At 38.0% G+C, this 25,064-nt stretch carries 28 protein-coding genes and 1 riboswitch; of the genes, 10 read left to right on the forward strand and 18 right to left on the reverse strand.

Annotation, left to right across the window (positions count from 1 at the left end; genetic code table 11):
• Position 1 precedes the first annotated feature (1 nt).
• Positions 2 to 772, forward strand: coding sequence for an ABC transporter ATP-binding protein (locus ACO1DI_RS08990; RefSeq protein ID WP_115655006.1), 771 nt, complete (start codon positions 2 to 4; stop codon positions 770 to 772).
• Positions 759 to 1,565: an ABC transporter permease gene (locus ACO1DI_RS08995; protein ID WP_042991846.1), complete on the forward strand. Its 807-nt coding sequence runs from the start codon at positions 759 to 761 to the stop codon at positions 1,563 to 1,565. Before ACO1DI_RS08990 ends, ACO1DI_RS08995 begins: the two co-directional genes overlap by 14 nt.
• Positions 1,566 to 1,612: 47 nt before the next feature.
• Here the strand turns inward: ACO1DI_RS08995 and ytkD are convergent, their stop codons facing one another.
• The 5 genes from ytkD to ACO1DI_RS09020 all read right to left on the reverse strand — a co-directional run bounded on the left by ytkD (position 1,613) and on the right by ACO1DI_RS09020 (position 4,164).
• The gene (gene ytkD, locus ACO1DI_RS09000) at positions 1,613 to 2,083 is read right to left on the reverse strand and encodes an RNA deprotection pyrophosphohydrolase (RefSeq protein ID WP_014457959.1); all 471 of its coding nucleotides are present in this window, start codon (positions 2,081 to 2,083) and stop codon (positions 1,613 to 1,615) included.
• Between the two features lie 104 nt (positions 2,084 to 2,187).
• Positions 2,188 to 2,508 (reverse strand): hypothetical protein, encoded by a 321-nt coding sequence (locus ACO1DI_RS09005; RefSeq protein ID WP_033579584.1) that lies wholly within the window; start codon positions 2,506 to 2,508, stop codon positions 2,188 to 2,190.
• A 74-nt stretch (positions 2,509 to 2,582) separates the two neighbouring features.
• On the reverse strand, positions 2,583 to 3,008 hold the full coding sequence (locus ACO1DI_RS09010; RefSeq protein ID WP_014457957.1) for a phage holin family protein: 426 nt from the start codon (positions 3,006 to 3,008) through the stop codon (positions 2,583 to 2,585).
• 91 nt (positions 3,009 to 3,099) lie between these two features.
• Positions 3,100 to 3,540 carry a Dps family protein gene (locus ACO1DI_RS09015; protein ID WP_013059546.1) on the reverse strand — a complete coding sequence of 147 codons (441 nt, stop codon included), beginning with the start codon at positions 3,538 to 3,540 and terminating at the stop codon, positions 3,100 to 3,102.
• 150 nt (positions 3,541 to 3,690) lie between these two features.
• On the reverse strand, positions 3,691 to 4,164 hold the full coding sequence (locus ACO1DI_RS09020) for an S-ribosylhomocysteine lyase (protein WP_013059547.1): 474 nt from the start codon (positions 4,162 to 4,164) through the stop codon (positions 3,691 to 3,693).
• Between the two features lie 150 nt (positions 4,165 to 4,314).
• Between ACO1DI_RS09020 and yidD the strand changes: the two genes are divergently transcribed.
• On the forward strand, positions 4,315 to 4,542 hold the full coding sequence (gene yidD, locus ACO1DI_RS09025; RefSeq protein ID WP_013059548.1) for a membrane protein insertion efficiency factor YidD: 228 nt from the start codon (positions 4,315 to 4,317) through the stop codon (positions 4,540 to 4,542).
• A gap of 3 nt (positions 4,543 to 4,545) precedes the next feature.
• On the opposite strand, the gene ACO1DI_RS09030 is transcribed toward yidD, so the two are convergent.
• Positions 4,546 to 5,118 carry a beta-class carbonic anhydrase gene (locus ACO1DI_RS09030; protein WP_014457956.1) on the reverse strand — a complete coding sequence of 191 codons (573 nt, stop codon included), beginning with the start codon at positions 5,116 to 5,118 and terminating at the stop codon, positions 4,546 to 4,548.
• Between the two features lie 118 nt (positions 5,119 to 5,236).
• On the opposite strand from ACO1DI_RS09030, the gene ACO1DI_RS09035 reads away from it, so the two are divergent.
• Together ACO1DI_RS09035 and ACO1DI_RS09040 are read left to right on the forward strand one after the other, a co-directional pair.
• Positions 5,237 to 6,424 (forward strand): GTP-binding protein, encoded by a 1,188-nt coding sequence (locus ACO1DI_RS09035; RefSeq protein WP_226554855.1) that lies wholly within the window; start codon positions 5,237 to 5,239, stop codon positions 6,422 to 6,424.
• A gap of 83 nt (positions 6,425 to 6,507) precedes the next feature.
• Positions 6,508 to 7,473 (forward strand): metal ABC transporter substrate-binding protein, encoded by a 966-nt coding sequence (locus tag ACO1DI_RS09040; RefSeq protein ID WP_115655007.1) that lies wholly within the window; start codon positions 6,508 to 6,510, stop codon positions 7,471 to 7,473.
• A gap of 29 nt (positions 7,474 to 7,502) precedes the next feature.
• On the opposite strand, the gene ACO1DI_RS09045 is transcribed toward ACO1DI_RS09040, so the two are convergent.
• The gene (locus tag ACO1DI_RS09045; RefSeq protein WP_013059552.1) at positions 7,503 to 7,748 is read right to left on the reverse strand and encodes a type B 50S ribosomal protein L31; all 246 of its coding nucleotides are present in this window, start codon (positions 7,746 to 7,748) and stop codon (positions 7,503 to 7,505) included.
• A gap of 151 nt (positions 7,749 to 7,899) precedes the next feature.
• On the opposite strand from ACO1DI_RS09045, the gene ACO1DI_RS09050 reads away from it, so the two are divergent.
• Positions 7,900 to 9,234, forward strand: a complete 1,335-nt coding sequence (locus tag ACO1DI_RS09050) for a cytochrome ubiquinol oxidase subunit I (protein ID WP_014457952.1) — start codon at positions 7,900 to 7,902, stop codon at positions 9,232 to 9,234.
• A 15-nt stretch (positions 9,235 to 9,249) separates the two neighbouring features.
• Positions 9,250 to 10,287 carry a cytochrome d ubiquinol oxidase subunit II gene (locus ACO1DI_RS09055; RefSeq protein WP_014457951.1) on the forward strand — a complete coding sequence of 346 codons (1,038 nt, stop codon included), beginning with the start codon at positions 9,250 to 9,252 and terminating at the stop codon, positions 10,285 to 10,287.
• 30 nt (positions 10,288 to 10,317) lie between these two features.
• Here the strand turns inward: ACO1DI_RS09055 and ACO1DI_RS09060 are convergent, their stop codons facing one another.
• From ACO1DI_RS09060 to ACO1DI_RS09070, 3 genes are read right to left on the reverse strand one after another with little or no spacing between them, the layout of a single operon-like run.
• Complete coding sequence (locus ACO1DI_RS09060; RefSeq protein WP_221779470.1) at positions 10,318 to 10,776, reverse strand: flavodoxin; 459 nt, start codon at positions 10,774 to 10,776, stop codon at positions 10,318 to 10,320.
• A gap of 15 nt (positions 10,777 to 10,791) precedes the next feature.
• Complete coding sequence (locus ACO1DI_RS09065; protein WP_226554854.1) at positions 10,792 to 11,547, reverse strand: hypothetical protein; 756 nt, start codon at positions 11,545 to 11,547, stop codon at positions 10,792 to 10,794.
• A gap of 54 nt (positions 11,548 to 11,601) precedes the next feature.
• A complete protein-coding gene (locus ACO1DI_RS09070) occupies positions 11,602 to 11,883 on the reverse strand; it encodes a DUF2325 domain-containing protein (protein ID WP_013059557.1) in 282 nt (93 codons plus the stop codon).
• Positions 11,884 to 12,090: 207 nt separating this feature from the next.
• On the opposite strand from ACO1DI_RS09070, the gene ACO1DI_RS09075 reads away from it, so the two are divergent.
• On the forward strand, positions 12,091 to 12,249 hold the full coding sequence (locus ACO1DI_RS09075; RefSeq protein WP_013059558.1) for a DUF1540 domain-containing protein: 159 nt from the start codon (positions 12,091 to 12,093) through the stop codon (positions 12,247 to 12,249).
• Positions 12,250 to 12,315: 66 nt separating this feature from the next.
• Positions 12,316 to 12,519: a hypothetical protein gene (locus ACO1DI_RS09080; RefSeq protein WP_013059559.1), complete on the forward strand. Its 204-nt coding sequence runs from the start codon at positions 12,316 to 12,318 to the stop codon at positions 12,517 to 12,519.
• Between the two features lie 29 nt (positions 12,520 to 12,548).
• Here ACO1DI_RS09080 and ACO1DI_RS09085 read toward each other — a convergent pair whose 3' ends face one another.
• From ACO1DI_RS09085 to ACO1DI_RS09120, 8 genes are all read right to left on the reverse strand, one after another.
• Positions 12,549 to 13,592, reverse strand: coding sequence for a ribonucleotide-diphosphate reductase subunit beta (locus ACO1DI_RS09085; protein ID WP_013059560.1), 1,044 nt, complete (start codon positions 13,590 to 13,592; stop codon positions 12,549 to 12,551).
• A 16-nt stretch (positions 13,593 to 13,608) separates the two neighbouring features.
• Entirely contained in the window at positions 13,609 to 15,852 is a 2,244-nt protein-coding gene (locus ACO1DI_RS09090; RefSeq protein ID WP_423145203.1) for a ribonucleoside-diphosphate reductase subunit alpha, read from the reverse strand.
• Between the two features lie 134 nt (positions 15,853 to 15,986).
• Positions 15,987 to 16,172: riboswitch (cobalamin riboswitch) on the reverse strand.
• 278 nt (positions 16,173 to 16,450) lie between these two features.
• Positions 16,451 to 17,554, reverse strand: a complete 1,104-nt coding sequence (gene menC, locus ACO1DI_RS09095; protein ID WP_014457945.1) for an o-succinylbenzoate synthase — start codon at positions 17,552 to 17,554, stop codon at positions 16,451 to 16,453.
• A 3-nt stretch (positions 17,555 to 17,557) separates the two neighbouring features.
• The gene (locus tag ACO1DI_RS09100) at positions 17,558 to 19,021 is read right to left on the reverse strand and encodes an o-succinylbenzoate--CoA ligase (RefSeq protein WP_014457944.1); all 1,464 of its coding nucleotides are present in this window, start codon (positions 19,019 to 19,021) and stop codon (positions 17,558 to 17,560) included.
• 82 nt (positions 19,022 to 19,103) lie between these two features.
• Positions 19,104 to 19,922, reverse strand: a complete 819-nt coding sequence (gene menB / locus ACO1DI_RS09105; protein WP_013059564.1) for a 1,4-dihydroxy-2-naphthoyl-CoA synthase — start codon at positions 19,920 to 19,922, stop codon at positions 19,104 to 19,106.
• A gap of 16 nt (positions 19,923 to 19,938) precedes the next feature.
• On the reverse strand, positions 19,939 to 20,748 hold the full coding sequence (gene menH, locus ACO1DI_RS09110; protein WP_014457943.1) for a 2-succinyl-6-hydroxy-2,4-cyclohexadiene-1-carboxylate synthase: 810 nt from the start codon (positions 20,746 to 20,748) through the stop codon (positions 19,939 to 19,941).
• 3 nt (positions 20,749 to 20,751) lie between these two features.
• Positions 20,752 to 22,506 (reverse strand): 2-succinyl-5-enolpyruvyl-6-hydroxy-3-cyclohexene-1-carboxylic-acid synthase, encoded by a 1,755-nt coding sequence (gene menD, locus ACO1DI_RS09115; RefSeq protein WP_423145204.1) that lies wholly within the window; start codon positions 22,504 to 22,506, stop codon positions 20,752 to 20,754.
• Positions 22,493 to 23,914, reverse strand: a complete 1,422-nt coding sequence (locus ACO1DI_RS09120) for an isochorismate synthase (RefSeq protein WP_098333432.1) — start codon at positions 23,912 to 23,914, stop codon at positions 22,493 to 22,495. Before ACO1DI_RS09120 ends, menD begins: the two co-directional genes overlap by 14 nt.
• 352 nt (positions 23,915 to 24,266) lie before the next feature.
• Between ACO1DI_RS09120 and ACO1DI_RS09125 the strand changes: the two genes are divergently transcribed.
• On the forward strand, positions 24,267 to 25,019 hold the full coding sequence (locus ACO1DI_RS09125) for a TraR/DksA C4-type zinc finger protein (RefSeq protein ID WP_423145205.1): 753 nt from the start codon (positions 24,267 to 24,269) through the stop codon (positions 25,017 to 25,019).
• The last annotated feature ends 45 nt before the right edge of the window (positions 25,020 to 25,064 follow it).

The following is a 25,064-nucleotide window of genomic DNA, read 5'->3' on the forward strand; positions in this document are numbered from 1 at the left end:
TATGACAAAACTTCACATTCAAGATGTTCAGCATATGTATCTTACGACAAAGTCTGCTACCACTGCACTTGAACATATTAATTTGTCTATTGAAGAAGGAGAATTTGTTTCCTTTCTCGGCCCAAGCGGATGTGGAAAAACGACGCTTCTATCGATTATTGCCGGCTTGATTGAACCATCGTCCGGCTCTGTCACAATAGACGGTGAAAATATCGGAACATCAGTCCCGAACATAGGTTATATGCTTCAACAAGATTATTTGTTTCCGTGGAAAACCATTAAAGAAAATATTTTACTTGGGCTTGAAATTCGCGGACAGCTAACAGATAAAACAGAGAGTAAAGCACTTTTACTTCTAAAAGAAATTGGTTTACAGGGCGTAGATGACCTATATCCGCACCAGTTATCCGGAGGCATGAGACAACGCGTCGCTTTAGTCCGAACACTTGCGATTGACCCTGCTATTTTACTCTTGGATGAACCTTTTTCAGCACTTGATTTTCAAACAAAACTCAAGCTTGAAGAACTTGTCTCCAAAACACTGATGACTTATCAAAAAACGGCCGTTTTGGTCACGCACGATATCGGCGAAGCCATTGCTATGAGCAGCCGAATCTTTTTATTCTCAGCCAAGCCGGGGAAGATCGCAAAAACATTTACGGTTCCTTCTATTTTACGAACCCTTTCTCCGTTTGAAGCACGCCAGCACCCTGTCTATAACGATTTATTTATGGACATATGGAAGGAGCTTGATCAACTTGAAACCCACTAGCTCCCTAAATACTCTTCACGAAAGCTACCTTCGCAAGGTCCGCGGCGAAAAACGATTAGTACTGAGCGTGCAGATGATCATTTTCTTAGCCTTTTTTAGCTTCTGGGAACTAGCTTCTCGTTTAAAGTGGATTGATCCTTTAATTTTCAGTTCCCCTACTAAAGTATGGCATTTATTTTTAATTAAACTTGCCGACGGCTCGCTAGCAGAACATATTGGTTTTACATTATTTGAAACGGTTCTTGGCTTCATTCTAGGCACATTGCTAGGTATTTTACTTGCAACGGCCCTTTGGTATTCAACTAGGCTTGCAAACATATTAGACCCTTACCTCGTTATTTTAAACGCCATGCCCAAAGTAGCGCTGGGCCCTATTTTAATAGTAGCGATCGGTCCAGGATTTTTCTCAATTTTAACGATGGGAGCGATTATATCCGTTATTATTACATCCATCGTCGTTTACACAGCCTTTAAAGAAGTTGATCCAAACTATATTAAATTACTAAAAAGCTTCGGTGCAACGAAAACCCGCTGTTTTAAAGAAGCAATTCTGCCAGCTTCCATGCCTGCCATTATTTCCACATTTAAAGTAAATGTCGGCTTATCTTGGGTAGGCGTCATCGTAGGAGAATTTTTAGTTTCTTCAAAAGGGCTTGGGTATATGATTATTTATGGTTTCCAAGTTTTCAACTTTACTCTTGTTCTTCTCAGCTTATTGTTAATTGCCATTTTCGCTACGATTATGTACCAAGGCGTTGCTTATTTAGAAAAGAAATTGATCCGACGCTCATAAAAAAATCCCCCCGTACAAACGGGGGGATTTTTATTAATACGATGCTTTTACAAAAATGTTCGCTTTACATATTTCATTACATATTGTAAAACATTATCTTTCATGATGAAGCTGTATGCATCATCTTGTTGAATACCCGAAGGTAGTTCATCAATCATTACTGGACCATCTGTTTCCATGTAGTCTTCTTTTTCAATTACATTTCCAATAGTAGCAAAATAAATGTTTTTAATAATGGTCTTTCCTTTACTTACTACTTTGTACTGACCAATATAAGTTAAAGAAGAGACTTCTCCGCCTGTTTCTTCAAATACTTCTCGAACCGCTGCTTCTTCTGGTACTTCATTGCCTTCTAGTTTTCCTCCGGGAAATTCTAAACCTCGTTTTGAGTGATTCGTTAGCAACCATTGATTTTCATACCTGCATACGACCCAAACATGACGTGGAGTTTTCGAGAATGGATTTTTTTCAAATGATAAAAATACTTGATTATGATATGCATCCTTAAATGTGTACATGGTCGACTCAAACTCCATTTGATTTTTCCCTTATTTTATCATACATTACGCCCATACCTGATAAGAAAAGTATGCTCGTACTTTTTTTCTTTGCTTTTTACCCCTTACTCCGTTCTATCTGAAGATAAAATATTCATCTGTTTGATATGTGATTTTGTTTCATCGTCTCCCAGCTGATAAAGCATGGCATATATGTCAACTGTTGTTTTATCGTACATATCATTTTGAGAATCATGATGATATTCTAGATACGGAATATGTGATCGCCAAAAGCTTGACCAATCGCTTGAAGCGCGCTGATCTAAATAGGTTCTCAGCTGCTCCACTTCTTCATCTGTTGCTTCAATCGCATAATTCCAATCTGAAGCAGTATTTGACTGATTGATTTCCCCTGAACTCAGAGATACATAATATTTTTTTGTCATGAAAGATATTCAGCTCCTTCTTTCTAGTGCCAACTTATCTTTCTTATGTGTATCTTATTCTTTTTTTATACACTCTACGATTTAAAGCGGTCTTTTAAAATCGCTATTGCTTTTTTTAACGGCTCTGGAATGGGAACCCCTACAATTCTTGCGTTTTCTGTAATTGAGATCATTTCGTTTAAAATATAGAACAAAATAGCTCCATCTCGAATAATATGACCGTTTTCCCAAAATACAGAATCGATAAAGTTTGCTACAGCAATCATGGCAAAAATAAAAATCTTTTTGGCAATTCCTTTAAAACCTACTTTGCTAGATAAACGTTTATTTATAAAAGCTGCAATTGTACCCGTCAAGTAATCCATTGCCACTAATGCTACTAAAGCCATTAGTAAATAGTCCCACTCTCCAAATAAAAAAAAAGCCAGTGAACCTAAACTTGAGATTATCAAGACAGAAAGCTTCTGCATATCCACTTTTTTCACCCTTTCAGCAGTCATAAGCAGTCATATCCCTACAGTATATGCCGGTGAAAAAAAAGTGTTCGTCCATCTTATCATAAAAAAACCTGCGAGTACTCGCAGGTTTTACTTACTTGCCTAGGAATGATTTTAACATCCACGTATGCTTTTCTAAGCTTTGATGAATGGCTAACAGCATGTCTCCTGTTGTTTCGTCGCCCGCTTCACCGGCTGCATCCATTCCTTCTTTTAATTCAGCAGTTAGCGTATCAAAATCGCTTACTAAAGAAGCAACCATATCTTTAGCCGTTTCGCTTCCATCCGCTTCTTTAATAGAAGAAAGTTCTAACGATTCTTTCATTGTTGCCACAGGTTTTCCTTCTAATGCTAAAAGGCGTTCTGCAAGGTCATCAATAATTGTAGCTGTTTCCGTATACAGCTCTTCAAACTTTTCATGAAGAGTGAAGAATTGTTCACCTTTTACGTACCAGTGAAAGTTATGAAGTTTTATGTACATTACACTAAAGTTTGCCACTTGTTTATTAACGATTTCATTTACATTTGCTGCCATGTTTTTCGCTCCTTTGTGAACTCTTTGTATAGTATAGTTGTACCCTTTTTTAGTTGATTAAAACATTTTTTTCATAAAAAGAGACATTTCCCTTTCTTTAATCATTTATCTTTTCCAAATAAAATAAGCAGCCCCGCGGACTGCTTATTTTTAGCCAAATACTTTTTCTAAATCTTCTTTGTCCTGTTCTAACCAGAACTTCATCAAGCGTTTTGCTCCTTCTAAATCGTGAAGTTTCGCTTGACCGCACTGCTTTTCGTTTGCTGCTGGAATTTCAGTAATATTAATTGCATCTTTTAACGTATCGTCTAACAAGTCAATAATTTCACGTACAGTTGGCTCGCCGCTCACTACTAAGTAGTACCCAGTTTGACATCCCATAGGCGAAATATCAATAATATCAAAGTGATCATATTTTTCTACATGAGTACGAATGTTAAAAGCTAATAAATGCTCTAACGTATGAATAACGTCGGGCTTCATTGCTTGTTTGTTTGGCTGGCAAAAACGAATATCGAATTTATTTACAACACCGTCGCTTCCCACTTTGTGAACACCGCAGTGTCTTACGTAAGGTGCTTTAACCGCATTATGATCTAGCTCAAAACTTTCTACTGATGGCATAATACCACTCCTTTTTTCTTCTTTCACCTATCATAACATGCAATTCCGATATATTTCATCCATTTAATAACCTTTATTTCTTTTAGTTGCTTTTTATTCCTTCTATCCCTTATAGTATGAGCAAACACGAAAGAAAGAACGTGATAATAAATGATTGCAAAGCTTTTGCTTTTACTTATAAAAGGGTATCAAAAAGGAATTTCACCTTTTCTTCCGGCAAGATGCCGCTTTTACCCTACTTGCTCACAGTACGGAGTTGAATCCATTAAACGTTTTGGTGCCGTAAAGGGATCTTATTTGACTGTAAAGCGCATTTTAAAATGCCACCCTTTCCATCCGGGTGGCATTGATGAAGTACCTGAGAAAAAATCACACTAAGCTTTAGTTGTTTTCGATTGCTTCGTACCCATTTACAACAACATCTAGCTTTCCTGTATTTGGATCAATAACTAGTCCATGTACAGGAGTATCTTTTGAAAATAGAGGGTGGTTACGGATTGTCTCTACACTATGCTGAACAGTCTCTTCTACTGAATCAAAACCTGTTAACCATTGTTTCAAGTCCATAGAATATTCAATGGTATTAATCACTTCATCTGAGATGCCTTTTGCTCTTACTTTCTCTAAAAAAGGTTCCGCCTGAAGTTTACCTGCTCCGCAGTCATGGTGACCAATTACACATACCTCATCGGCTTGAAGCTCGTACACAGCTACTAAAATGCTTCGCATAATACTTCCAAATGGATGTGAAACAAGTGCTCCTGCGTTTTTAACAATTTTCACATCTCCGTTACGCAGATTTAAAGCGTGCGGAAGCAATTCTACCAATCTTGTGTCCATACACGATAAAATAACCATCTTTTTATCAGGGAATTTGCTTGTTTCGTAAAGTTCGTACTTCTTTTCTTCTACAAATTTTTTGTTGAATTCTAAAACATCTTGTAATAAGCTCATTTGCTGTCTTCTCCTTCATAAAAAAATTCTTTCTTGTATTATAATACTTTTTCCTATAAGATGAAAAGTGTTAAATCGTAATCATTATTATTTATAAACAAGAAAGTAGGTTATAACAGTGAAAAAAATTCCCGTTACCGTTTTAAGCGGATACCTTGGTTCAGGTAAAACAACGCTTTTGAACCATATTTTAAAAAATAAAGAAGGTTCAAAGGTCGCGGTTATTGTCAATGACATGAGCGAAGTAAATATTGATGCAGACTTAGTTAAACAAGGCGGGTTTTCTCGAACAGAAGAAAAGCTAGTTGAAATGCAAAATGGCTGTATTTGCTGTACGCTTCGAGATGATCTAATGAAAGAGGTAGAACGCCTAGCTGATAATGGTGATATTGATTATATTGTCATTGAATCTTCCGGAATTAGCGAACCTATCCCTGTGGCTCAAACATTTACTTATATTGATGAAGAGCTTGGCATTGATTTAACTCAGAAATGTTCATTAGATACAATGGTCACTGTAGTAGATGCCAATCGCTTTTGGGAAGACTTTTCATCCGGCGAAAGCTTATTAGATCGCAAAGAAGGAACGGATGAAAACGATACAAGAGAAGTAGTTGATTTATTAATCGATCAAATTGAATTTGCAAACGTCATTTTGTTAAACAAAGTTGATTTGTTAACAAAAGACGATGCAGATGAGCTGCAAGCTGTTCTTCACAAATTAAACCCAGAGGCCATTGTTATCCAAACCGTTAATAGTGAGGTAAAACTTGAGTCTGTACTTCATACCGACTTATTCGACTTTGAAAAAGCTAGTCAAGGAGCCGGGTGGATTAAAGAATTAAATGAAGAACACCATACGCCTGAAACAGAAGAGTTTGGTATTTCTTCTTTTGTATATAGAAGGAATCGTCCCCTTCATCCTGAACGTTTTATGAAATGGTTAGAGAATTGGCCGGTTGATATTGTACGTGCAAAAGGATTTTTCTGGCTTCCTTCACGCAACCATATGGCAGGACTTCTTTCTCAAGCAGGTACGTCTATTATGATTCAAGGAGCGGGTGAATGGGTGGCGACGTACACAGCAGAGGAAAGAGAACAAACCTTAAAAGAAGAGCCTGAATTACGAGCAAAATGGGATGAACAATTTGGAGATCGTATTAACGAGCTTGTGTTTATTGGTATTGATATGAATAAAGCTGAAATAATTGAAACTTTAGACCGCTGTTTGCTGACAAATGAGGAAATGAATCAGGATTGGGCTACTTTCAAAGATCCTCTTCCGAAGTTTACAGTAAGTGCGTAATTTTTTAGTTTTCAAATCGTAATAATTACGATATAATAACATAGGTCATAAATGGTTACGATACGAACGGAAGGAGCAACATAATGAAATTCAAACCACTTTTAATGGTGCTGGCATTAGGAATTGGAACAGCCCTTGCAGGGTGCAGTTCAAGCAGTGCAAATAACGCATCTGATAATAAAAACAAAAAATTAGAAGTTTACACAACAATTTATCCTTTACAGGACTTCACTGAAAAAATCGGTGGAAAATATGTAGAAGCTAAAAGTATTTTACCAACTGGTGTAGATGCGCACTCATTTGAACCTACCACAAAAACAATGGTCAAAATCGCAAATGCGGACGCATTCGTTTACTCAGGAATTGGGCTTGAAGGTTTTGCAGATAAAGCACAGTCTACACTTAAAAATGAAGATGTCGCTTTAGTAGAAGCTGCAAAAGGAATTGAACTAGCAAAGAGTTCTGAAGATGAGCATGCACACGAAGACGAAGACGAACATGCACATGAAGAAGAGCATAACCACGGAGATACAGACCCTCACGTTTGGCTTGATCCTGTTTTAGCTATTCAATTAGCAGAAAATATTAAGAATGAACTTATTGAATTAAAACCAGATAAAAAAGCAGAGTTTGAAAAGAACTTCCAAGCGTTAAAGACTCAGCTTGAAGATGTAGACCAAGAGCTAAAAACAACGATTGGCGACGCACCTCATAAAGAAATTTTAGTATCACATGCAGCCTATGGCTACTGGGAAAAACGATACGGCTTAAAGCAAATTAGCGTAGCGGGTTTATCTCCTACAAATGAGCCGTCTCAAAAACAATTAGAAAACATCGTAAAACAGGCAAAAAAAGACCATATCAAATACTTTATCTTTGACCAAAATTTAAAGCCTAAAGTGTCTACGCTTGTAAAAAATGAAGTGGGAGCTCAAGCTTTAACCCTTCATAACTTAGAGTCATTAACGAAAAACGATGTTAAAAATAAAGAAGATTATTTCTCCATTATGCAACACAACATTGATACGCTGAAAAAAGCATTATATTAATAAAAAAACTAGCCTCCCGGCTAGTTTTTTTATTGTAATTTATATTTTTGCTTAAAGCGTTCTACACGGCCGCCTTTATCAGCAAATTTTTGTTTTCCTGTATAAAATGGATGTGTATCCGAACTGATTTCAACTTTTAAAAGCGGATATGTGTTGCCATCTTCCCATTGAACGGTCTCATTTGATTGTTTTGTAGATCCTGATAAAAATGATGTTCCGCTATTTGTATCCATAAATACAACTTTACGATAGTCTGGATGAATATTTGTTTTCATTAAATATCTCTCCTTTAAAACAATATATATTTATTATAATCGTAATGATTACTATTTTCAAGTGATATGTTTTACCAATTCTGATGCATAAAGTGTGGTAAAAAGTGGACAATAAGGTTTATCAATACTTTACTGGAAAGGTTGAAAATGAATGGATCATTTAGTTACTGCACGTTCAATGTTTGGTCTGAACATGGGAGTACATATCATCTTTGCTACTCTTGGCGTCGGCATTCCTCTCATGATTTTATTGGCTGAAATTCTTTACTACAAAACAAAAGATAAAGATTATGAACTTATGGCACAGCGTTGGACAAAAGGAGCTGCTGTCCTGCTTGGAGTCGCTATTCCTACGGGAACGATTGCTGGTGTACAATTAGCGTTGCTTTGGCCGGGTTTTATGGAAATCGTAGGAAAAGTGATGGCTCTTCCTTTTCAAATTGAAATTTATGCTTTCTTTATTGAGGCTCTTTTTCTCTCTATTTACGTATACGCAGCGGACCGTATTTCTCGAAAAATGAGGATTATCAGTCTAATTTTAGTAGCAATAGGAGCTCTTGCCTCTGCCGTTTTAATTACAAACGTGCACGCATTTGAAGGAACACCTGCTGGCTTTCGAATTTTAAATGGCGAAATTGTAAGCGTAGATCCTTGGGCAGCTTTCTTTAATCCGAGTTTCTTTGTAACGTCCGGCCACGTAGCCGTTTCTGCTTATACAACTGGAGGCTTTGTCATTGCTTCAGTCGCTGCCTTTAAAATGCTTCGTGCGCGAAAACATAATCCAAGAGAATATAAATTTCATCATAAAGCGTTGATGATGGGATTAGTAATTGGCGGGATTTTTTCTTTTGTAACAGCTTTGAATGGACATGAATCGATGCAAAAAGTATACGAATATCAACCCGAAAAACTTGCAGCAGCTGAAGGTCTATTTGAAACGCAAGATCATGCGCCATTAGCTTTAGGCGGATTTACAGATGAAGAAGAACAGCGAGTTAAATACGGAATTGAGTTTCCATGGATGCTTAGCTTCTTGTCAGGTAATAGCTTTGACACAGTGATTACTGGGCTCAATGACTTTCCGAGGGATTATTGGCCGCCGCTTTTTGTGCATACCTTGTTTAACGGTATGGTCATTATCGGATCGATTTTAATTTTAGTAGCGCTAGTGGGCGTTGTTTGGTACAAATTTTTAAAGAAGAAAAGCTTCCCTAAGATTTTTATGTGGGCATTTGTCGCAACGGGTCCTCTCGCTATCATGGGCATTGAATTCGGCTGGATTTTTGCATGTACAGGAAGACAGCCTTGGGTCATTTACCGCATTATGCGTACATCAGAGGCGGTTACCACTTCTGCTAATTTGCATATTCTATTTTTTTTATTTTTGCTTGTTTATATCGTACTCGTGGCCGCAGTCGCCCTTGTACTGGTGTTTTATTTCAGAAGAAATCCGCTTTCTAAAGAGCTTGCTGCGCAAGCAGATTAAAAAGGATGTGAGAATATGGGTGATTCATTACTAGCAATTACTGTAATATGGGGCTTCATTTTTATCTATGCCGTAATGGGAACGATGGACTTTGGAGCTGGTTTTTGGTCGATGGTATATATTAACCGTACGAAAACAAATGCTACAGATGTAGCAAACAGATATCTATCGCCGACGTGGGAAGTAACCAATGTATTTATCGTTGCGATTGTTGTTGCGCTGTTTAGTTTTTTTCCTCGAGCTACATTTACGCTTGGAACAGTGCTACTAGTACCGGGAAGTATCATTTTACTTCTCTTATCTATTCGAAGCGGATTTTTAGTGTTTTCACATTATGCTAGCAGCTTCAAATATCGGAGAGCGTTGGTTTATGTATCCGGTATATCTGGCGTATTAATTCCTGCTTTTTTAATCGCCGTACTGCCAGTAAGTCAAGGTGGATTTATTGATGTAATTGACGGGACGCAGCGATTAAATTTAGCAAGAGTGTTTTCAAGTCCGCACGTCTATTCATTTATTGGTTTTGCCATTACCTCTTCCCTGTTTCTTTCGTCTCTTTTATTAGCAGATTACTCGAAGTCATCTGACGAAATGGAAGCTTATGCGGTCTATCGGCGCGATGCGCTCATTACAGGACCTCTTTCACTGCTAATGGCTATCTTTATTATGATTACAATGCAATCAGAAGCAAGCTGGTTATATGATAAAATGATGCAGTTTAAGCCCCTTCTTTACGGATCTGTAGGTCTATTTGTAGTAGCTGGTATTGCTCTGCTGCTGCCTTCTCAAAAAGGAAAAGGAATGCCTCGTTTAGCCGTGGTATCAATCGTCCTTCAATATTTCTTAGCAAGTTACGTATACGGACGAAGTCATTTACCGTATGTCGTGTATCCAAACGTAACGATTGAGAATGGATTTACACATCCCGATGCGTTTCATTCGTTATTTATTGTGTATATTGTTGGCTTTGCGATTTTATTTCCTGGATTCTTTTATTTCTGGCGTCTATTTATGAAAGATAATAAAGAATACAGCAAAAAGAAGCCATATTAAAAAACCCGGTCAGCACTTGACCGGGTTTTCTTATGAAGTAGCAGATTTTTCCACTACTTCAGCAAAGTCTTTAGCGAATACCTTACATTTTTCTACATCTTCTCCAAAGGGAGAGAGCTCGATTTTCAAACCAGGAACAGCTATATTTCCGTTGCGTCTCTTTATTTTTTCTTCAATTAAATCAACTGCTCCGCAAAAAACATCATATGATGAATCACCTGAACCAAATACAGCCATCTGCTTTTGACTGAGATCTATATCATCCATTTCATCATAAAGATCTAAAAAATCATCTGGCAGCTCTCCATCTCCCCACGTATAAGCTCCAAAGATAATAGATTCTGCGGACACAAGGTCAGAAGCATCAATATCATATACTTCTGCTCGTTTCACATGCAATCCATGCTTGAGTAATTCTTCTTCAATCAAATCGGCTATCGCTTCTGTGTTGCCTGACATACTCGCATAAGCTAGTAAGATTTCCTTCATGTAAATGACGCTCCTTTACACCAGCAGTGTTGGCCGCACATCCCCTTCTTCCCAACATTCTTGCTTAAGAGGACAGTTTTTACACTCACTGGATGCATAATTCTTTTGAAAATGTTTTGGTTCCATTAAGACACTTTTGACAATATGTAGTTGAAGTATGGCTTTTTTATAATCGCCTGGTGTAATATGATAAGTTGTTGTTTCTCCGGTTAATAATGAATAAAAACGAATTTGTTCAGGAACCTTTTTAAAAGCTTGTCTCGAAAAAACGATAATAAAGTCTTTCATTGCGTTCTTCACTTCTTCATGGTCATCTAGAATGAATTTTGTTACCGTATAAGACTTCTCTGTCCATGCAGCAAAATCAATGGTTAGAGAAAGGTTGCTTTGAATTTCTTCTACATAAACGCTGTATTTCTCAAACACAAAAAGCGGTAGCTCCACATGTGTTTTCTCGCCTAAAAACCTCAGTAAATAATCGCTTACTTTAGCTAACACATCGTAATAGTGAATGGGTGATGAAAACATATTTGGCTTTAGGCGCCAATATTTTTCAATAAGCTGTAAAACATAGAGGTTTGAGCGATACTCAACTGGCTTGCTATAGTATGTTTTAATGATTTGATGGACAGTTACTTGAACATGCTGTTTCCAATCTATAGATGTCTTTTTCAAAAGCAGCTGCTGCTGATAAAATTTGTACGGACATCGAATAAATTGTTCGATGTGGTCGTTAGAGAGTGTCTTTATGTGCACTTTTATCGGTTCCACCTATGTCTCACCACCCTAATTGAAATTCATTCTCAATAATGATTAAAAATTAAATCATGAAATTTGCTCAATCACTTTACGAATAGCACTCCATGAATGTTTGACGAAATAAATCGGTTTTTTTTGTTTTTTTGCTTTCTCTTTAATGACTTTTGCCATATTGTGATTAATAAAATCCGTAATAACTAATACAAACCCAATATGTTCGGGTATTTCTCGCTTCACCATATTGCTTTTACGGCCATCTAAATGAATTACTTCATTAAATCCTTCTCCCGCTAAACGATCTGTAATATGCTTTAACCTGTCTCCTCCTACAACCATAACTGATGACATGTTTGTTCCCTCCCAATTAATTATTCATTTAATGATTTGACAACAACCTGTATTCTTTACTATATACACAGTTTAATTGAGAATGATTCTCTTTGTCAATGTTTAATTGATAAAAATTCTCAATTAAAATGAAAGTCTACCACCTTTCTTATAAGTTAGTTGAATTTTGACCATACTATAGCTATCACATACAAAGGAGGGTTAACGTTGGAACAAAACATTCTTTGTGAAGTAAATAACTGTCACTTTTGGAAAAATGGAAATCACTGCAGCGCAGAAGAAATTTACGTGGTAAGTCATAGCGGAAAACATGCAGCAAGCAGTTATGAAACAGACTGTAAAACGTTCAAGCCAACTGAAGCATAACCCGCAAAAGGACAGCCTCTGGGTTGTCTTTTTTCTCTCTTCAAGATCATAAAAAAGGAGACTAGTATGAAAACTGAACAACTGATTCATTTTTTTAAAGAAGAAGCCATAAAAGCAAATGAACAAACCTTTCCAATCTATGTACAATCGTTTACTCATTTATGGACATACAAATGGGGAACACTTGAAAACATTCCAGAAGAAATTGATGACTTAATTACTACACGTGCGTTAGAACTTGGACTTATTCACTTAAAAAAAGCTGACTAATCAATAAGAAAATTAGTCAGCTTTTGTGTTTATAGATCATCAAATCCATTCGCATCTGATGCTTTTGTATATTGTCGTGATTTCTGTTCAAAGAAATCCGTTTTCCCTAAATCTACCTCTTGATAAGCAATAATCCAACGAAGAGGATTTTCAATCGGTGCTTCTGGGAAAGCAGCTCGACCGAAGCCTAACTGATTACAGCGTTTATTAGCCATGTATTCAATATACTGCTGCAGCTCTTTCATCGTGATGCCGTCGAATTTTTCTCCGATAACAGATTCCGCCCATTCAATTTCAAGACGAGCTGCCTCTTGGAACGTTTCAACTACAAACGTTTCTAGCTCCTCCGTACGATAAGCTGGATTTTCATTTAGTACTTCCTTGAAAATCTTTTCAAATAACCCAACATGAAGCTGTTCATCACGATTGATATAGTTAATCATAGTAGATGTCGCCACCATCTTTTGATTTCTCGCAAGATTATAGAAGAACGCAAATCCGCTATAGAAGAAGAGACCTTCTAAAATAACATCATATACCATAGACTTTAAAAAGTTTTCAACCGTTGCTTCTTCGCTAAATGCTTTATATCCGTTTGTAATAAAGTCATTTCTAGCGCGAAGCTTTTCGTCTGTGCGCCAGTATTCAAATACTTCATCTTGTTTTCCTTTTGGTACAAGACTTGATAAAACATATGAATACGAATGATTATGAACCACTTCTTGCTGCGCTAAAATAATCATTAGAGCATTAATCGAAGAATCGGTTACATAGTCAGCTACTTTGCTAGCATAATCTGATTGAATACTGTCCAGTAGCGCCAGCAAGCCAATAATTTTTAAAAAGCTCTCTTGTTCGTCAGCCGTTAACTGAGGGAACTGCTTAATATCTTGACCCATATTAATTTCAAACGGCGTCCAGAAGTTAGCTAGCATACGCTTGTATTTAGGGAACGCCCATGAAAATCGGACGTCATCCCAGTTTAAAATATTTGAGCTCTTGCCGTTGATGATTCCTGTCGAACGGTTCGGAGCTGTTTCGTTCATTAATTCTCGTTTTAACATGCTTGTCATCAATTATTCACTCCTTTTAACTATGACAGCTTTCACATTCTTCAATGACTTCACTTGATGTTGAACGTACGTAGTAGGTCGTTTTTAACTTTTCTTTCCATGCCGTCATATGAAGATCCAGCAGCTCTTTTGCTCGGATATCATTTTGCACATATAAGTTGAATGAAATGGATTGATCAATATGGCGCTGGCGCTTGGCGTTTTGCTTAATGCTCCAGTGCTGATCAATTAAATAAACGGACTTATAATACCAGTTTGTTGCTGGTGATAAATCTGGTGCCGTCACCGGGATTTTATAGTTTTTCTTTTCCTCTGAATAAAACTTACGGAAAATCGGATCAATACTCGCAGTAGAACCCGCGATAATAGATGTTGATGAATTAGGTGCTACAGCCATTAAGTATCCATTTCTTATCCCATTGTTTTGAACTTCGTTACGCAGTTCACTCCACGCTTCGCTTGTGTATTTACGTGTTTCAAAATAAGCGCCTGACTCAAAATCTGAGCCTTTAAATAATGGATATGCGCCTTTTTCTTTAGCTAAGTTCATGCTTGCCTGTACGGTTAAGTAAGCAATTTGCTCATACAATTCATCGCAATATGCTACCGCTTCATCTGTTTCCCATGCTATTTTCTTTAAGGCAAGCAAGTGGTTCCAACCAAATGTCCCAAGCCCTACTGCGCGGTATTTTTGGTTTGTTAGTTTTGCTTGAAGTACCGGCAAATCATTTAACTCAATAACGTTATCAAGCATGCGTACTTGAATTGGAATTAAACGTTCAAGCACATCTTCAGTTACGGCTCTCGCTAAGTTAATAGAAGAAAGATTACATACAACAAAATCGCCCGGATTCTTTGTAATAATAATTTTTCCGTCTTCCGTAATTTCCTCCGTTACGACCGTTGTGCTTTGATTTTGCGTAATTTCTGTACATAAGTTGCTGCAGTAGATCATGCCCTCGTGGCGGTTTTGATTAGCTCTGTTAACCGTATCACGATAGAACATATAAGGCGTTCCAGTTTCAAGCTGCGAAAGCATAATGCGCTTGAAAATTTCAATAGCAGGTACTGTTTCTCTTGAAAGCTGTTCATTATTTACACACTCAGCGTAACGAGTGCGGAACGAACCGCTGCCTTCTTCTTCATCATAAAAATCTTCTAACGAGTAGCCCATCAGCGTACGAACTTCGTGAGGATCGAATAAGTGCCAGTCTTCACGTGCTTCTACTTTTTCCATAAACAAATCTGGCAAACATACGCCAGTGAATAAATCATGCGTGCGCTGACGTTCGTCACCATTGTTCAAACGCGCGTCTAAGAATGAAAAGATGTCTTTATGCCATACGTCTAAATATACGGCAATAGCTCCTTGTTGTTGACCTAGCTGATCGACACTTACAGCCGTATTATTTAGCTGTTTCATCCATGGAATTGTTCCTGATGATACGCCTTTAAAACCTTTTATATCACTTCCTCGGCTTCTAATATGACCGAGGTAGACACCAATTCCGCCTCCATTTTTACTAAGCGTGGCCAAATCTGTATTGCTATCATAAATACCGCGTAAGCTGTCATCAATCGTATCAATAAAGCAGCTAGATAGCTGTCCATAGCTCTTTCCTGCGTTTGAAAGTGTTGGTGTGGCAACCGTCATATATAGACTAGAAAGCGCCCAGTACGCTTCTTTTACTAATGCTGTTCGATTTTCTTTCTTTTCTTGAGACATCAGCGTCATAGCAATGATAAGAAAACGTTCTTGCGGTAATTCGTATACGCGCTTATCATGTGATGTCGCTAAATAGCGATCTGCTAATGTCAGCAATCCAATGTATGTAAATAAACGATCGCGTTCAGGAATAATGACTGAGGCAATTTCATTAATTTCTTCTTCTGTATATGTTTTTAATAGCTGTTTATTATAAATGCCGATTTTTGTTAGTTCTTGAATAAGCTGATAAAACGAACCGTACTTCTCTTTTTTATCGTAACCTCGGTTGTCCGCTGCTTTTCGATATAGTTCGTTTAAGTAGACGTCTGCCGCTACGTACGTCCAATCTGGTTCTTCCATTGAAATACGCTCTAAGGCTGCTAAAATTAGGACGTTTGCAACCTTTTCGTCCGTCATATTTTCCTTTACTGTAACAGTTTGAATAACCTTTTCCTCATACAAAGAAAAATCAAGCTGCGTAAATTCTTTTTTTAAACGTTCAATATATGCAGTTAATTCATGTAGAATTGTAGGCTTTAATGTATTCACCATAAAGATGGCTCCTCTCTTCACTTCAAAATAAAAAAATCGCTCACCGTACCTCGGTGAGCGAATAGAACGAAGATAGAAGAAGACACTAAGTCTTTTCTCAATCCTCGCTCTACCCTCTCACCTCCCGAAGAAGATAAAACGACATAAAAAAGGCAGGTCTCCTGACTTATGCTTCTTTTTACTTTAAGGCCTTCCCATGATGTTTAATCACAGTGGATCTCCTTATTTCATCAGCATTCACAGTTGCGGGGACAGCTTTGGATTTTCACCAAATTCCCTTTTAAGTCTTTTTATCAGACACCTTTTTCACTGGAAAACACAAAATATAGTATTTTATTATCAATTTCAAAACAACATATTGTGTTATGTTATAAACACATTATATAGGACAACTTAGAAAACTATCAACCTATTTTCAAAAATAATTTTGTTTTTTACGATAAAATCCTTCGACTTTTTTCATCAAACTATTCCATCATAACATGTTTTGACACGCTTGATGGAACAATGTGCTCTTTTTAAAAAATTTGTCTTATTTTTCTACTAAACATTGACAACCTCAATAAAAAAACCGTTTTTCATAAAAAACGGTTTTTACTTATTTGTATTCTTTTTCAAATGCTGTGATTGTTTTGATAAACTTTTTATCAATATCGTATCCTATCCCCGGTTTTTCCTTCACCTTTATTACTCCGGCTTCTACCTCTACTTCGGGCTTAATAATATCTTTTTCCCAATAGCGAGACGACGCAGAAATGTCACCTGGTATCGTGAAAGAAGGCAGTGTGGCAAGGGCAATGTTATGAGCTCGTGAAATCCCGGCTTCTAACATTCCTCCAACCCAAAGCCTTACACCGTGCTGGGCGCATAAATCATGAATTTGCTTTGCTACGGACAGTCCGCCAACTCGACCGATTTTCACATTGATAATCTTGCAGCTTTTTTGTTCGATTGCATGACGTGCATCTTCATAGCTCACAATACTTTCATCTAAGCAAATCGGCGTCTTCATTTGCTTTTGTAACAATCGATGATCAAGGATATCATCAGAACTTAACGGCTGTTCAATCATCATTAAATTCAATTCATCTAGTTTCTTCAATGAATCACTATCGCTTAACGTATAGGCTGAATTGGCATCAGCCATAAGAGGAATGCTTGGAAATTCATCTCGAATTTGTTTCAGTAGCTCATAGTCGGCACCCGGCTTAATTTTCACTTTAAAGCGCTTATAACCATCTTTCATGTACGTCTTTATTTGTTCTTTCATGATGGAAATATCATTTAAGCCAACTACCACGCCAGCTTCTACAGCAGGCCTTACTCCGCCAATTACTTCAGCTAACGGCTTATTTTGCCGCTTTGCATACAAATCCCATACAGCACAGTCCAAAGCTGCTTTAGCCATGTTGTTCCGCTTTAGAGGTTTGAATAACTTTTGAACATCCTCTGGTTTTTGAAGCTGCTGATGAAGAAGCGAAGGAATTAAAAAATCCTCTAACATATGAAAACATGTCTGAATCGTTTCTTCCGTATACCAAGGAGATGAAAAAGCAACGACTTCTCCCCACCCTGTAAATCCTTTTTCATCTTCTACTTCAAGCAAAATCAATTCTCGATCCTGCACTGTACCATAGCTTGTTGAAAAAGGAGAAAGAAGCTTCATGTCAATTTTATAAAGATGTACTTTTTTTATAATCATCGATTAGCTTCCTTTCTGTATGAACGATGATAGCTTCCGGCGTATGATTTTATTAGAAGCCGTTCGCGGCAGCTCCTCTACTCGAACGAAATACTTTGGAAGTTTGTACTTTGCTAAAAATTGTTGAATGTGTAAAGATAATTCTTCATCTGAAACGTTCTCGTTTACAACAATACATGCAGCTGGCACTTGTCCCCATTTTTCATCAGCTACTCCCGTTACACCGGCCTCTTTAACAGCGGGATGCTTCAACAAAACATTTTCAATTTCAGCTGGATATACATTTTCCCCACCTGAAATAATAAGGTCCGAACGTCTGTCTAATACATATAGAAATCCTTCTTCATCCACTTTCCCAACATCTCCTGTATAGAACCAACCTTGTTGAATTGCTTTTTTAGTAGCCTCAGGTTTATTTAAATATCCTTTTGTAACATTTGGACCTTTAACGATGATCTCTCCTGCTTCCCGTGTTTCATTTCCATTCTCATCTACAATTTTCATCTCACACGGAAATAATGGTTTACCTGCTGAGCCAAGTTTTCGCAAACTGTCTTCAGGTGAAAGCGTAACGAACTGTGAAGATGTTTCTGTCATTCCATACGTTTGATAAACAGGAATTTCTTTATTCACACAAGCCTCTAAAATAGTAAGCGGTGCGGGTCCCCCTCCTAAAAGCATACAGCGAAATGTATTTGGATATTTACGTTCAGCTAATTCATCCAGCATATTCGACAGCATGGAAGTGACAACCGAAATAATTGTTACTCCTTTGTTTTCAATTGCTTCATTCACCGCTCTTGCTTCAAATCGTTCTTCTAAAATGATTTTCATTCCGTAAAAGACGCTTCGCATTAAAATGGATAAGCCGCTAATATGAAATAAAGGAACCGCTATAAGCCAGCAGTCTTTTTCATTTAATCCTAAATTAAGCGCTGAACCAACGGAACTCCACCAATGATTTCCATATGTCTGCAGCACTCCTTTTGGATTACCTGTTGTTCCAGACGTATACATAATGGTGAACGTCTCCTCGAGATTCCACGTTTTCTGAAAATACGTTTCTGTTTCTGGAGAACTTTTTAAAGAAGATGAAAGAAGCTGAGTAATGGAACTTTGGAACTCTCTCGTTAAAAATGCTTCATCCGTAACAAGCAACGACACGTTTGCATCTGTTAGCTGATAATTGATTTCGTCATTTGTCAAACGCGTATTGACGAGCAGTACCCGAGCGCCAATATAAGAAACCGCATGTAAAATCTCAATAAACTCCACGCTATTTTTCATGCATAAAGCAATGGTATCACCTTGCTTTACACCGTTAAACGAAAGCTGCTGCGCTACTTTTTGAACACGTTTATGAAGCTCTTGAAAAGTAAGCGACGTTTGCGGTGTTTCTACCGCCACTCGATTTGGCGTCAAATATGCTCTTTGCATAAGCCCATTAGGAATCGTTTGGCCACTCATAAATTTCTCTCCTTTTTATACTAATTAACTAAATCAAATTGAAAAAACAGCCTGATGATAATCACCAAGCTGTTTCAGCTGTTTAAGGGAAACGTGGGAACTGTTGGAAGTCTGGATTGCGTTTTTCCTTAAATGCATCGCGACCTTCTTTTGCCTCGTCCGTTGTGTAATAAAGAAGCGTTGCGTCACCCGCAAATTGCTGGATACCAGCTAAGCCGTCCGTATCAGCGTTAAATGCTGCTTTTAAGAAACGAAGAGCCGTTGGACTTTTTTCTAACATCTCTTCACACCATTGAATTGTTTCAGCTTCAAGCTGCTCTAGTGGAACGACCGTGTTTACTAAGCCCATGTCTAGTGCTTCTTGAGCATTGTACTGACGGCATAAGAACCAGATCTCACGCGCTTTCTTATGACCTACGATGCGAGCTAAGTAACCAGAGCCATATCCTGCATCGAAGCTTCCAACTTTAGGTCCTGTTTGTCCAAAGACTGCGTTATCCGCTGCAATTGTTAAGTCACATACAACGTGAAGAACGTGGCCTCCACCAATTGCATAGCCTGATACCATCGCAACAACCGGCTTTGGAATTACGCGAATTAAACGCTGTAAATCCAGAACGTTTAGACGTGGAATTTCATCTTCTCCTACATAGCCGCCGTGGCCGCGAACTTTTTGGTCTCCGCCTGAGCAAAATGCTTTATCTCCAGCACCTGCTAATACAATTACTCCAATGCTTGCATCGTCACGAGCATAAGCAAATGCATCGATCAATTCCATTACTGTTTTTGGACGGAATGCATTGTGCACTTCCGGACGGTTAATCGTAATTTTAGCGATTCCGTTATATGTTTCGTATAAAATGTCTTCATACTGACGTGCTGATGTCCATTCAACTGTCATCTTTATTTCCTCCTAATTATGTAGTAGCTAAGAACTCACTTACTATTCTACCAAAAATCTCGGGTTGTTCCACGTGAATTGCATGGCCTGTCCCTAAAATAATTTTAGAAGTAGCATTTGGTATTAATGTTTGCATTTCTTTGGAAATTAAACAAAACTTTTGATCTACTTCTCCTGTAATAAGCAAAACCGGCATCAACAGATCGTCCAGCTTCTCCCAAAGGGACGGCTGGACTCCTGTTCCCATTCCTTTCAAACTGTTGGAAAGGCCGATTTCTGTATGCGAAAGTCTTTCTTTACGCACCGCTTCTTGAACATGGCTAGGCAATTGCTTTTGAGAACTAAAAAGAGGGATGTCCTCCCAAAAGTTCACAAATTCTTCAATTCCATTTTTCATAATGCGGCTCGCCAGCTGCTCATCTTTTTCTTTTCTTAGCTTTTGTTCTTCTCGCGTTTTTAAACCAGGCGATGCGCTTTCTAATACCAACTTTTTCACAAGGTGTGGATATCGCTGAGCAAATGAAAGAGCAAGCCTTCCTCCCATCGAATATCCAATTACATTCACCTGTGATAGAGATAGCTGTTGAAGCAGCTCATGCAGTGCTTCAACAACTGCTTCCATCGAATATGGTTTGATTTCTTTCGGAGCTGCTGATTGGCCATGACCAATAATATCAACTGCAATCACCTGATAGTCTTTAACAAATTTCTTCATAAAGGTACGCCAGGTTTGAGAAGAACCGGTAAAGCCGTGAAGAAGCAGCAGCGGCTCTCCTTTTCCCTCGATGTGCACATAGTAAGATACACCATTTAATTGATACATCATTGCCTATTCCTCACCGTTTGACAAATTTATTTCCTCGGAAACAAGTTTCCACAAACTGCGATGAGTCTCTACATTTTCTGTACGAGTTGTACGAATCTCTACAACATGTAACCCGCCTTTTGTGAAAGCATGGTTCATTGCATGTCGAAATTCTTCCCAGCTGCTTGCTGAAGAAAATGTGCCATCATACAGACGAGTGGCATGCTCAAAATTTAATCCAGTTGGCGTACCGAATAAAAATTCAAAGTGCTTTTCTTGTTTTGACTGCGGTAAAAATGAAAAAATTCCTCCGCCGTCATTGTTAACTAGCACAACGGTTAAATTTAAATTATGCATCTTAGCTGCCAGCAAACCATTTAAATCGTGATAAAACGATAGGTCACCAATAAATAAAACGGTGTGATCGTAAGCCGTGCTTACGCCTAGAGCAGACGAAACCACACCATCAATTCCATTTGCTCCTCGGTTTACAAAGAGTGGAATATCTTTTTCCGTATTTAAGAAGAAAGAATCAATATCTCGAACAGGCATTGAATTTCCAGCAAACAAAGCCGTGCCTTCAGGTACTACATCCACAATTTCTTGAACTACTTGTCCTTCGAACCATTCCTGGCCAGAAGTTAATGTTCTCAGAGCCTGTGCAGTTTGAGCATTAATCTTTTTCCACAGACTAAGCCATGAAGTAGACTCCTCTTGATTCGCTGAAAGGCGCTTGATCAGTTCTTCACAAAATAATGTTTCATCGGCTTCAATCATCACTGTTGAACGTAAAGTAGGATCTCTCCAGCCTTTACCTTGGTCAACTACAAACATTTCTTTCGGCTCGTGTGCTTTTAAAAATTGCAATAGCGGTTTCGATACCGGCATCGCGCCAAAACGAATGACAACTTCCGGGTGAAAACGCTCATCAACCTTATCACTTTTTAAAAATGTATCATATGTCTCTATTACATTTTCTTTTGGATGCTTGCCGCTTCTTAATTGCGATAACGGATCTGCGAGCACCGGAAAGCTTAAAGATTCAGCTAAACGGCATACGCTGTTTACTGCTTTTAAAGACATTTGATCTCCGCATATAATAAGTCCTTTTGTTGTTCCCTCTAAGCGCTTCGCAATTTCTTCGAATCCTTTTTCAGATAGAGATGCTTCTCCATGGATAGCAGCCACATATGATTTACCGCGTTTTCCCTGACTCCATAAATCTTCAATAGACAAATCTGGTACAATCGGTTCACGTAAAGGTACGTTAATGTGTACAGGACCGCTCGGTATAGCTTGAGCTGTATGAACAGCCCTTGAAGCTACTGTTCGAATATAACGATTCATATCTGCACTTTCTTCTGGTAAAGCTGTATCTACAAACCACTTCGCATATTGACCGAAAAGATGATTCTGATTAATTGCCTGCGGGGCACCTATATCCCTTAACTCATGCGGCCGATCCGCTGTGATAACTACTAAAGGAATGCGTGAGTAGTGAGCTTCAATTACTGCAGGATAATAATTTGCTGCAGCTGTTCCAGATGTACATACAAGCGCCACTGGTTTTTTCTTTGCTTTTGCTATTCCTAGCGCAAAAAAGCCGGCGGAACGTTCATCAATATTTAAGTGCACATGAATATCAGGATGCTCAGCCATAAGCATCGCAATAGGCGTTGAACGTGACCCTGGACTGACCACTACTTCTTCAACATTTGCTTCTACTAATTCATCCACGAATGACGCAATATACGTTGTTAACGATTTAATGTGTTCCACGCATAATCCCTCCTAAAGCTGAAAGCATCGGGTTGAATTTAATTCTTGTTTCTTCATATTCACTTTCAGGCGTAGAATCTGCTACAATTCCACAGCCCGCAAATAAAACAGCTTCTTTTTGCTGAATAACAGCCGAGCGGATTCCTACTATAAATTCACCGTTTCCATTTATATCCATCCACCCTAAAGGAGCTGCATACCACCCTCGGTCAAAGGATTCTAGCTTTCGAATAATAGGCAAGGCCTCCTGTTGAGGATATCCTCCTAGCGCTGGTGTTGGATGGAGCTTTTGAATAAATGAAAATAGCGTCACATCTTCCTTTATACGCCCTTTCACAGGTGTATACAAATGTTGAATATGCTTTGTTTTATATAAACTTGGCTTACTCGGAATTTCTACTTCATAACAATAAGAATTCATCGCTTCTTTAATCATATGAACAACAACATCGTGCTCAATTAAGTTCTTAGGATCTTGAAGCAATTCCTCACCTAGTTCGTGATCTTCCTGCCTTGTCTTTCCTCTTGGAATCGAACCCGCTAAACATGTGGAAAACACATAATCTCCTTGTTTTTGTACTAGCCTTTCTGGGGAAGCGCCAATAAAATGCTGATGCTCTCCCTCTAAAATATATGTGTAGCTAGTTGGCTGTTCCTTTAACAGACGCTGAAGCACGTATTCAGTAGAAATATCTTCATTAAATTTTACTTTTAATTGACGAGCAAGAACCACTTTCTCTATGGCCTGTTGCTTAATTAAAGTAGTAGCTCTTTCAATATTTCCTTTAAATTTCTCTACCCCAATTTCCTCTTTTTCCAACAGCAAAGGTGAAATATGAGATTCCCCGTCGTACTCTTCACAAAGAACAAGTTTTTGGACCTCTTCGAAATAATTGATGTGCTTTTTAACAGAATCTTGTCCTTTAACCATCATATTAACGGTAAGGTATCCTTCTTTGTCTACCTGAGTATATAACACAGTTGGAATCATAAATTTTGAACTTGGGAAATCACTCCAATAGTTTTCTCGATACTGATTTGGGTCAAATGAAAATCCTCCAAATAAAAGAGGACCTGTCCCATCCGGGAAAATTTGGTTATTTTTATAAAAGTCTTCTTTTATAAAGCGCTTCCATTCATTTTCAATGTGGAAATAACGTTCTTTTGCCGCATTGGTGCAAATAGTATGCGCATATCCTAATCCAACAAATGTATAATAACTGTTGGGATCTTTCCAAAAAAAGCGTTCTTTATAAAACTGGTCATGTCCGTTCGCATAAAAAATAAGGGGGTCAATAGGTCTTACTTTTTTCACTAAACTGACCAATTTTGGCTGATTTTCATTTTTTGCACACTCAATCGCATCTTTAATGTATTCTTGTACTAACTGTTCGGTCGTTGCAATCACACTACGTCCCCCCGTTCATCTTTTTTCTTAAGTCTGTAACTAACTTATTATAAACTTTCAGTTCAAAAAAATCTAGCATCGCGATTCACGAGAAAAAAATTAATTTCGCTTATCTAAATTATGCCTTTTCATTAAATGAATCAAAAATCTTTATGATCTATTTAGTACTCCTTAGACCTCGAGAACGTTATTTTTATCATACCCTTTTCTATAACCTTTAACTTTCTTTAATTTTCCACTCCTTTTCTCTCTTAGCTTCATGAATACCCCAAATACTCCTAATATGAATCGTGTTTTTTTGAATTTTTAACACATACTACAAAAGCACAATAAATTTTTAAGGGGGAGCTTCATGACACTTTCAAAAGAAGAAATCAGTCAGTTAAAACAAAATTTACAGCAGCAGCAGGCTGATATTCAATCGCACTTTGACCAAAATGATCATTTTGGTCTAACTCGAAGCGACGCTCACGATGCTGTAGGAGAACTTTCAAGCTACGATAACCACCCTGGTGACACAGCCACGGAAACATATGAGCGTGAAAAGGACATTGCACTAAATGAACATGCAAAACAAGAGCTACATGAAATAGAAGAAGCACTTCAGGCAATCGCTCACAGCACGTATGGAACATGCAAAGCATGTGGAGCAGATATCTCGTTTGAACGACTTCAGGCTGTACCAACTACTTTATACTGTAGAGAACATAGCCCATCACAGGATATTCCAAAGCACAGACCTGTAGAAGAAAATGTTCTCCATCACCCATTTGGCCAATACGACTATGACGATACCGAAATGACAGGATATGACGCAGAAGATTCTTGGCAAGACGTTGCGCGTTACGGGACGTCTGAATCTCCTTCTGATTTTATAGAAGATACGGCTAACTATAGTGAAACCTATATTGAGGCAGATGAAGCTATCGGGTACGTTGAAGATTATGAAAACTTTGCTGCTACCGATTTATATGGACAGCCTCTTCCTATTTACCCTTCAAAAGAGCATGAGCGATATGAAAATGCACTGGATGAAGAAGGTACGATGACCATATTTGGAGATTTACCGGCCTATGAGAAAGATCCATACACTGAAAAGGAGTAGTTCTTCATACTACTCTTTTTTCTATTTTTAGTAGGAGCTATAGGA

It is taken from the genome of Priestia sp. 40 (assembly GCF_049368575.1).
Classification (GTDB): domain Bacteria; phylum Bacillota; class Bacilli; order Bacillales; family Bacillaceae_H; genus Priestia; species Priestia zanthoxyli.

What these genes read in the sequence shown, in the direction of transcription:
- ACO1DI_RS08990 (WP_115655006.1), top strand. Translation starts at nt 2, where the DNA reads ATGACAAAACTTCACATTCAAGATGTTCAGCATATGTATCTTACGACA.
- ytkD (WP_014457959.1), bottom strand. Translation starts at nt 2,083, where the DNA reads ATGTACACATTTAAGGATGCATATCATAATCAAGTATTTTTATCATTT.
- ACO1DI_RS09005 (WP_033579584.1), bottom strand. Translation starts at nt 2,508, where the DNA reads ATGACAAAAAAATATTATGTATCTCTGAGTTCAGGGGAAATCAATCAG.
- ACO1DI_RS09010 (WP_014457957.1), bottom strand. Translation starts at nt 3,008, where the DNA reads ATGACTGCTGAAAGGGTGAAAAAAGTGGATATGCAGAAGCTTTCTGTC.
- ACO1DI_RS09015 (WP_013059546.1), bottom strand. Translation starts at nt 3,540, where the DNA reads ATGGCAGCAAATGTAAATGAAATCGTTAATAAACAAGTGGCAAACTTT.
- ACO1DI_RS09020 (WP_013059547.1), bottom strand. Translation starts at nt 4,164, where the DNA reads ATGCCATCAGTAGAAAGTTTTGAGCTAGATCATAATGCGGTTAAAGCA.
- yidD (WP_013059548.1), top strand. Translation starts at nt 4,315, where the DNA reads ATGATTGCAAAGCTTTTGCTTTTACTTATAAAAGGGTATCAAAAAGGA.
- ACO1DI_RS09030 (WP_014457956.1), bottom strand. Translation starts at nt 5,118, where the DNA reads ATGAGCTTATTACAAGATGTTTTAGAATTCAACAAAAAATTTGTAGAA.
- ACO1DI_RS09040 (WP_115655007.1), top strand. Translation starts at nt 6,508, where the DNA reads ATGAAATTCAAACCACTTTTAATGGTGCTGGCATTAGGAATTGGAACA.
- ACO1DI_RS09045 (WP_013059552.1), bottom strand. Translation starts at nt 7,748, where the DNA reads ATGAAAACAAATATTCATCCAGACTATCGTAAAGTTGTATTTATGGAT.
- ACO1DI_RS09050 (WP_014457952.1), top strand. Translation starts at nt 7,900, where the DNA reads ATGGATCATTTAGTTACTGCACGTTCAATGTTTGGTCTGAACATGGGA.
- ACO1DI_RS09055 (WP_014457951.1), top strand. Translation starts at nt 9,250, where the DNA reads ATGGGTGATTCATTACTAGCAATTACTGTAATATGGGGCTTCATTTTT.
- ACO1DI_RS09060 (WP_221779470.1), bottom strand. Translation starts at nt 10,776, where the DNA reads ATGAAGGAAATCTTACTAGCTTATGCGAGTATGTCAGGCAACACAGAA.
- ACO1DI_RS09070 (WP_013059557.1), bottom strand. Translation starts at nt 11,883, where the DNA reads ATGTCATCAGTTATGGTTGTAGGAGGAGACAGGTTAAAGCATATTACA.
- ACO1DI_RS09080 (WP_013059559.1), top strand. Translation starts at nt 12,316, where the DNA reads ATGAAAACTGAACAACTGATTCATTTTTTTAAAGAAGAAGCCATAAAA.
- ACO1DI_RS09085 (WP_013059560.1), bottom strand. Translation starts at nt 13,592, where the DNA reads ATGACAAGCATGTTAAAACGAGAATTAATGAACGAAACAGCTCCGAAC.
- ACO1DI_RS09090 (WP_423145203.1), bottom strand. Translation starts at nt 15,852, where the DNA reads ATGGTGAATACATTAAAGCCTACAATTCTACATGAATTAACTGCATAT.
- menC (WP_014457945.1), bottom strand. Translation starts at nt 17,554, where the DNA reads ATGATTATAAAAAAAGTACATCTTTATAAAATTGACATGAAGCTTCTT.
- ACO1DI_RS09100 (WP_014457944.1), bottom strand. Translation starts at nt 19,021, where the DNA reads ATGAGTGGCCAAACGATTCCTAATGGGCTTATGCAAAGAGCATATTTG.
- menB (WP_013059564.1), bottom strand. Translation starts at nt 19,922, where the DNA reads ATGACAGTTGAATGGACATCAGCACGTCAGTATGAAGACATTTTATAC.
- menH (WP_014457943.1), bottom strand. Translation starts at nt 20,748, where the DNA reads ATGATGTATCAATTAAATGGTGTATCTTACTATGTGCACATCGAGGGA.
- ACO1DI_RS09125 (WP_423145205.1), top strand. Translation starts at nt 24,267, where the DNA reads ATGACACTTTCAAAAGAAGAAATCAGTCAGTTAAAACAAAATTTACAG.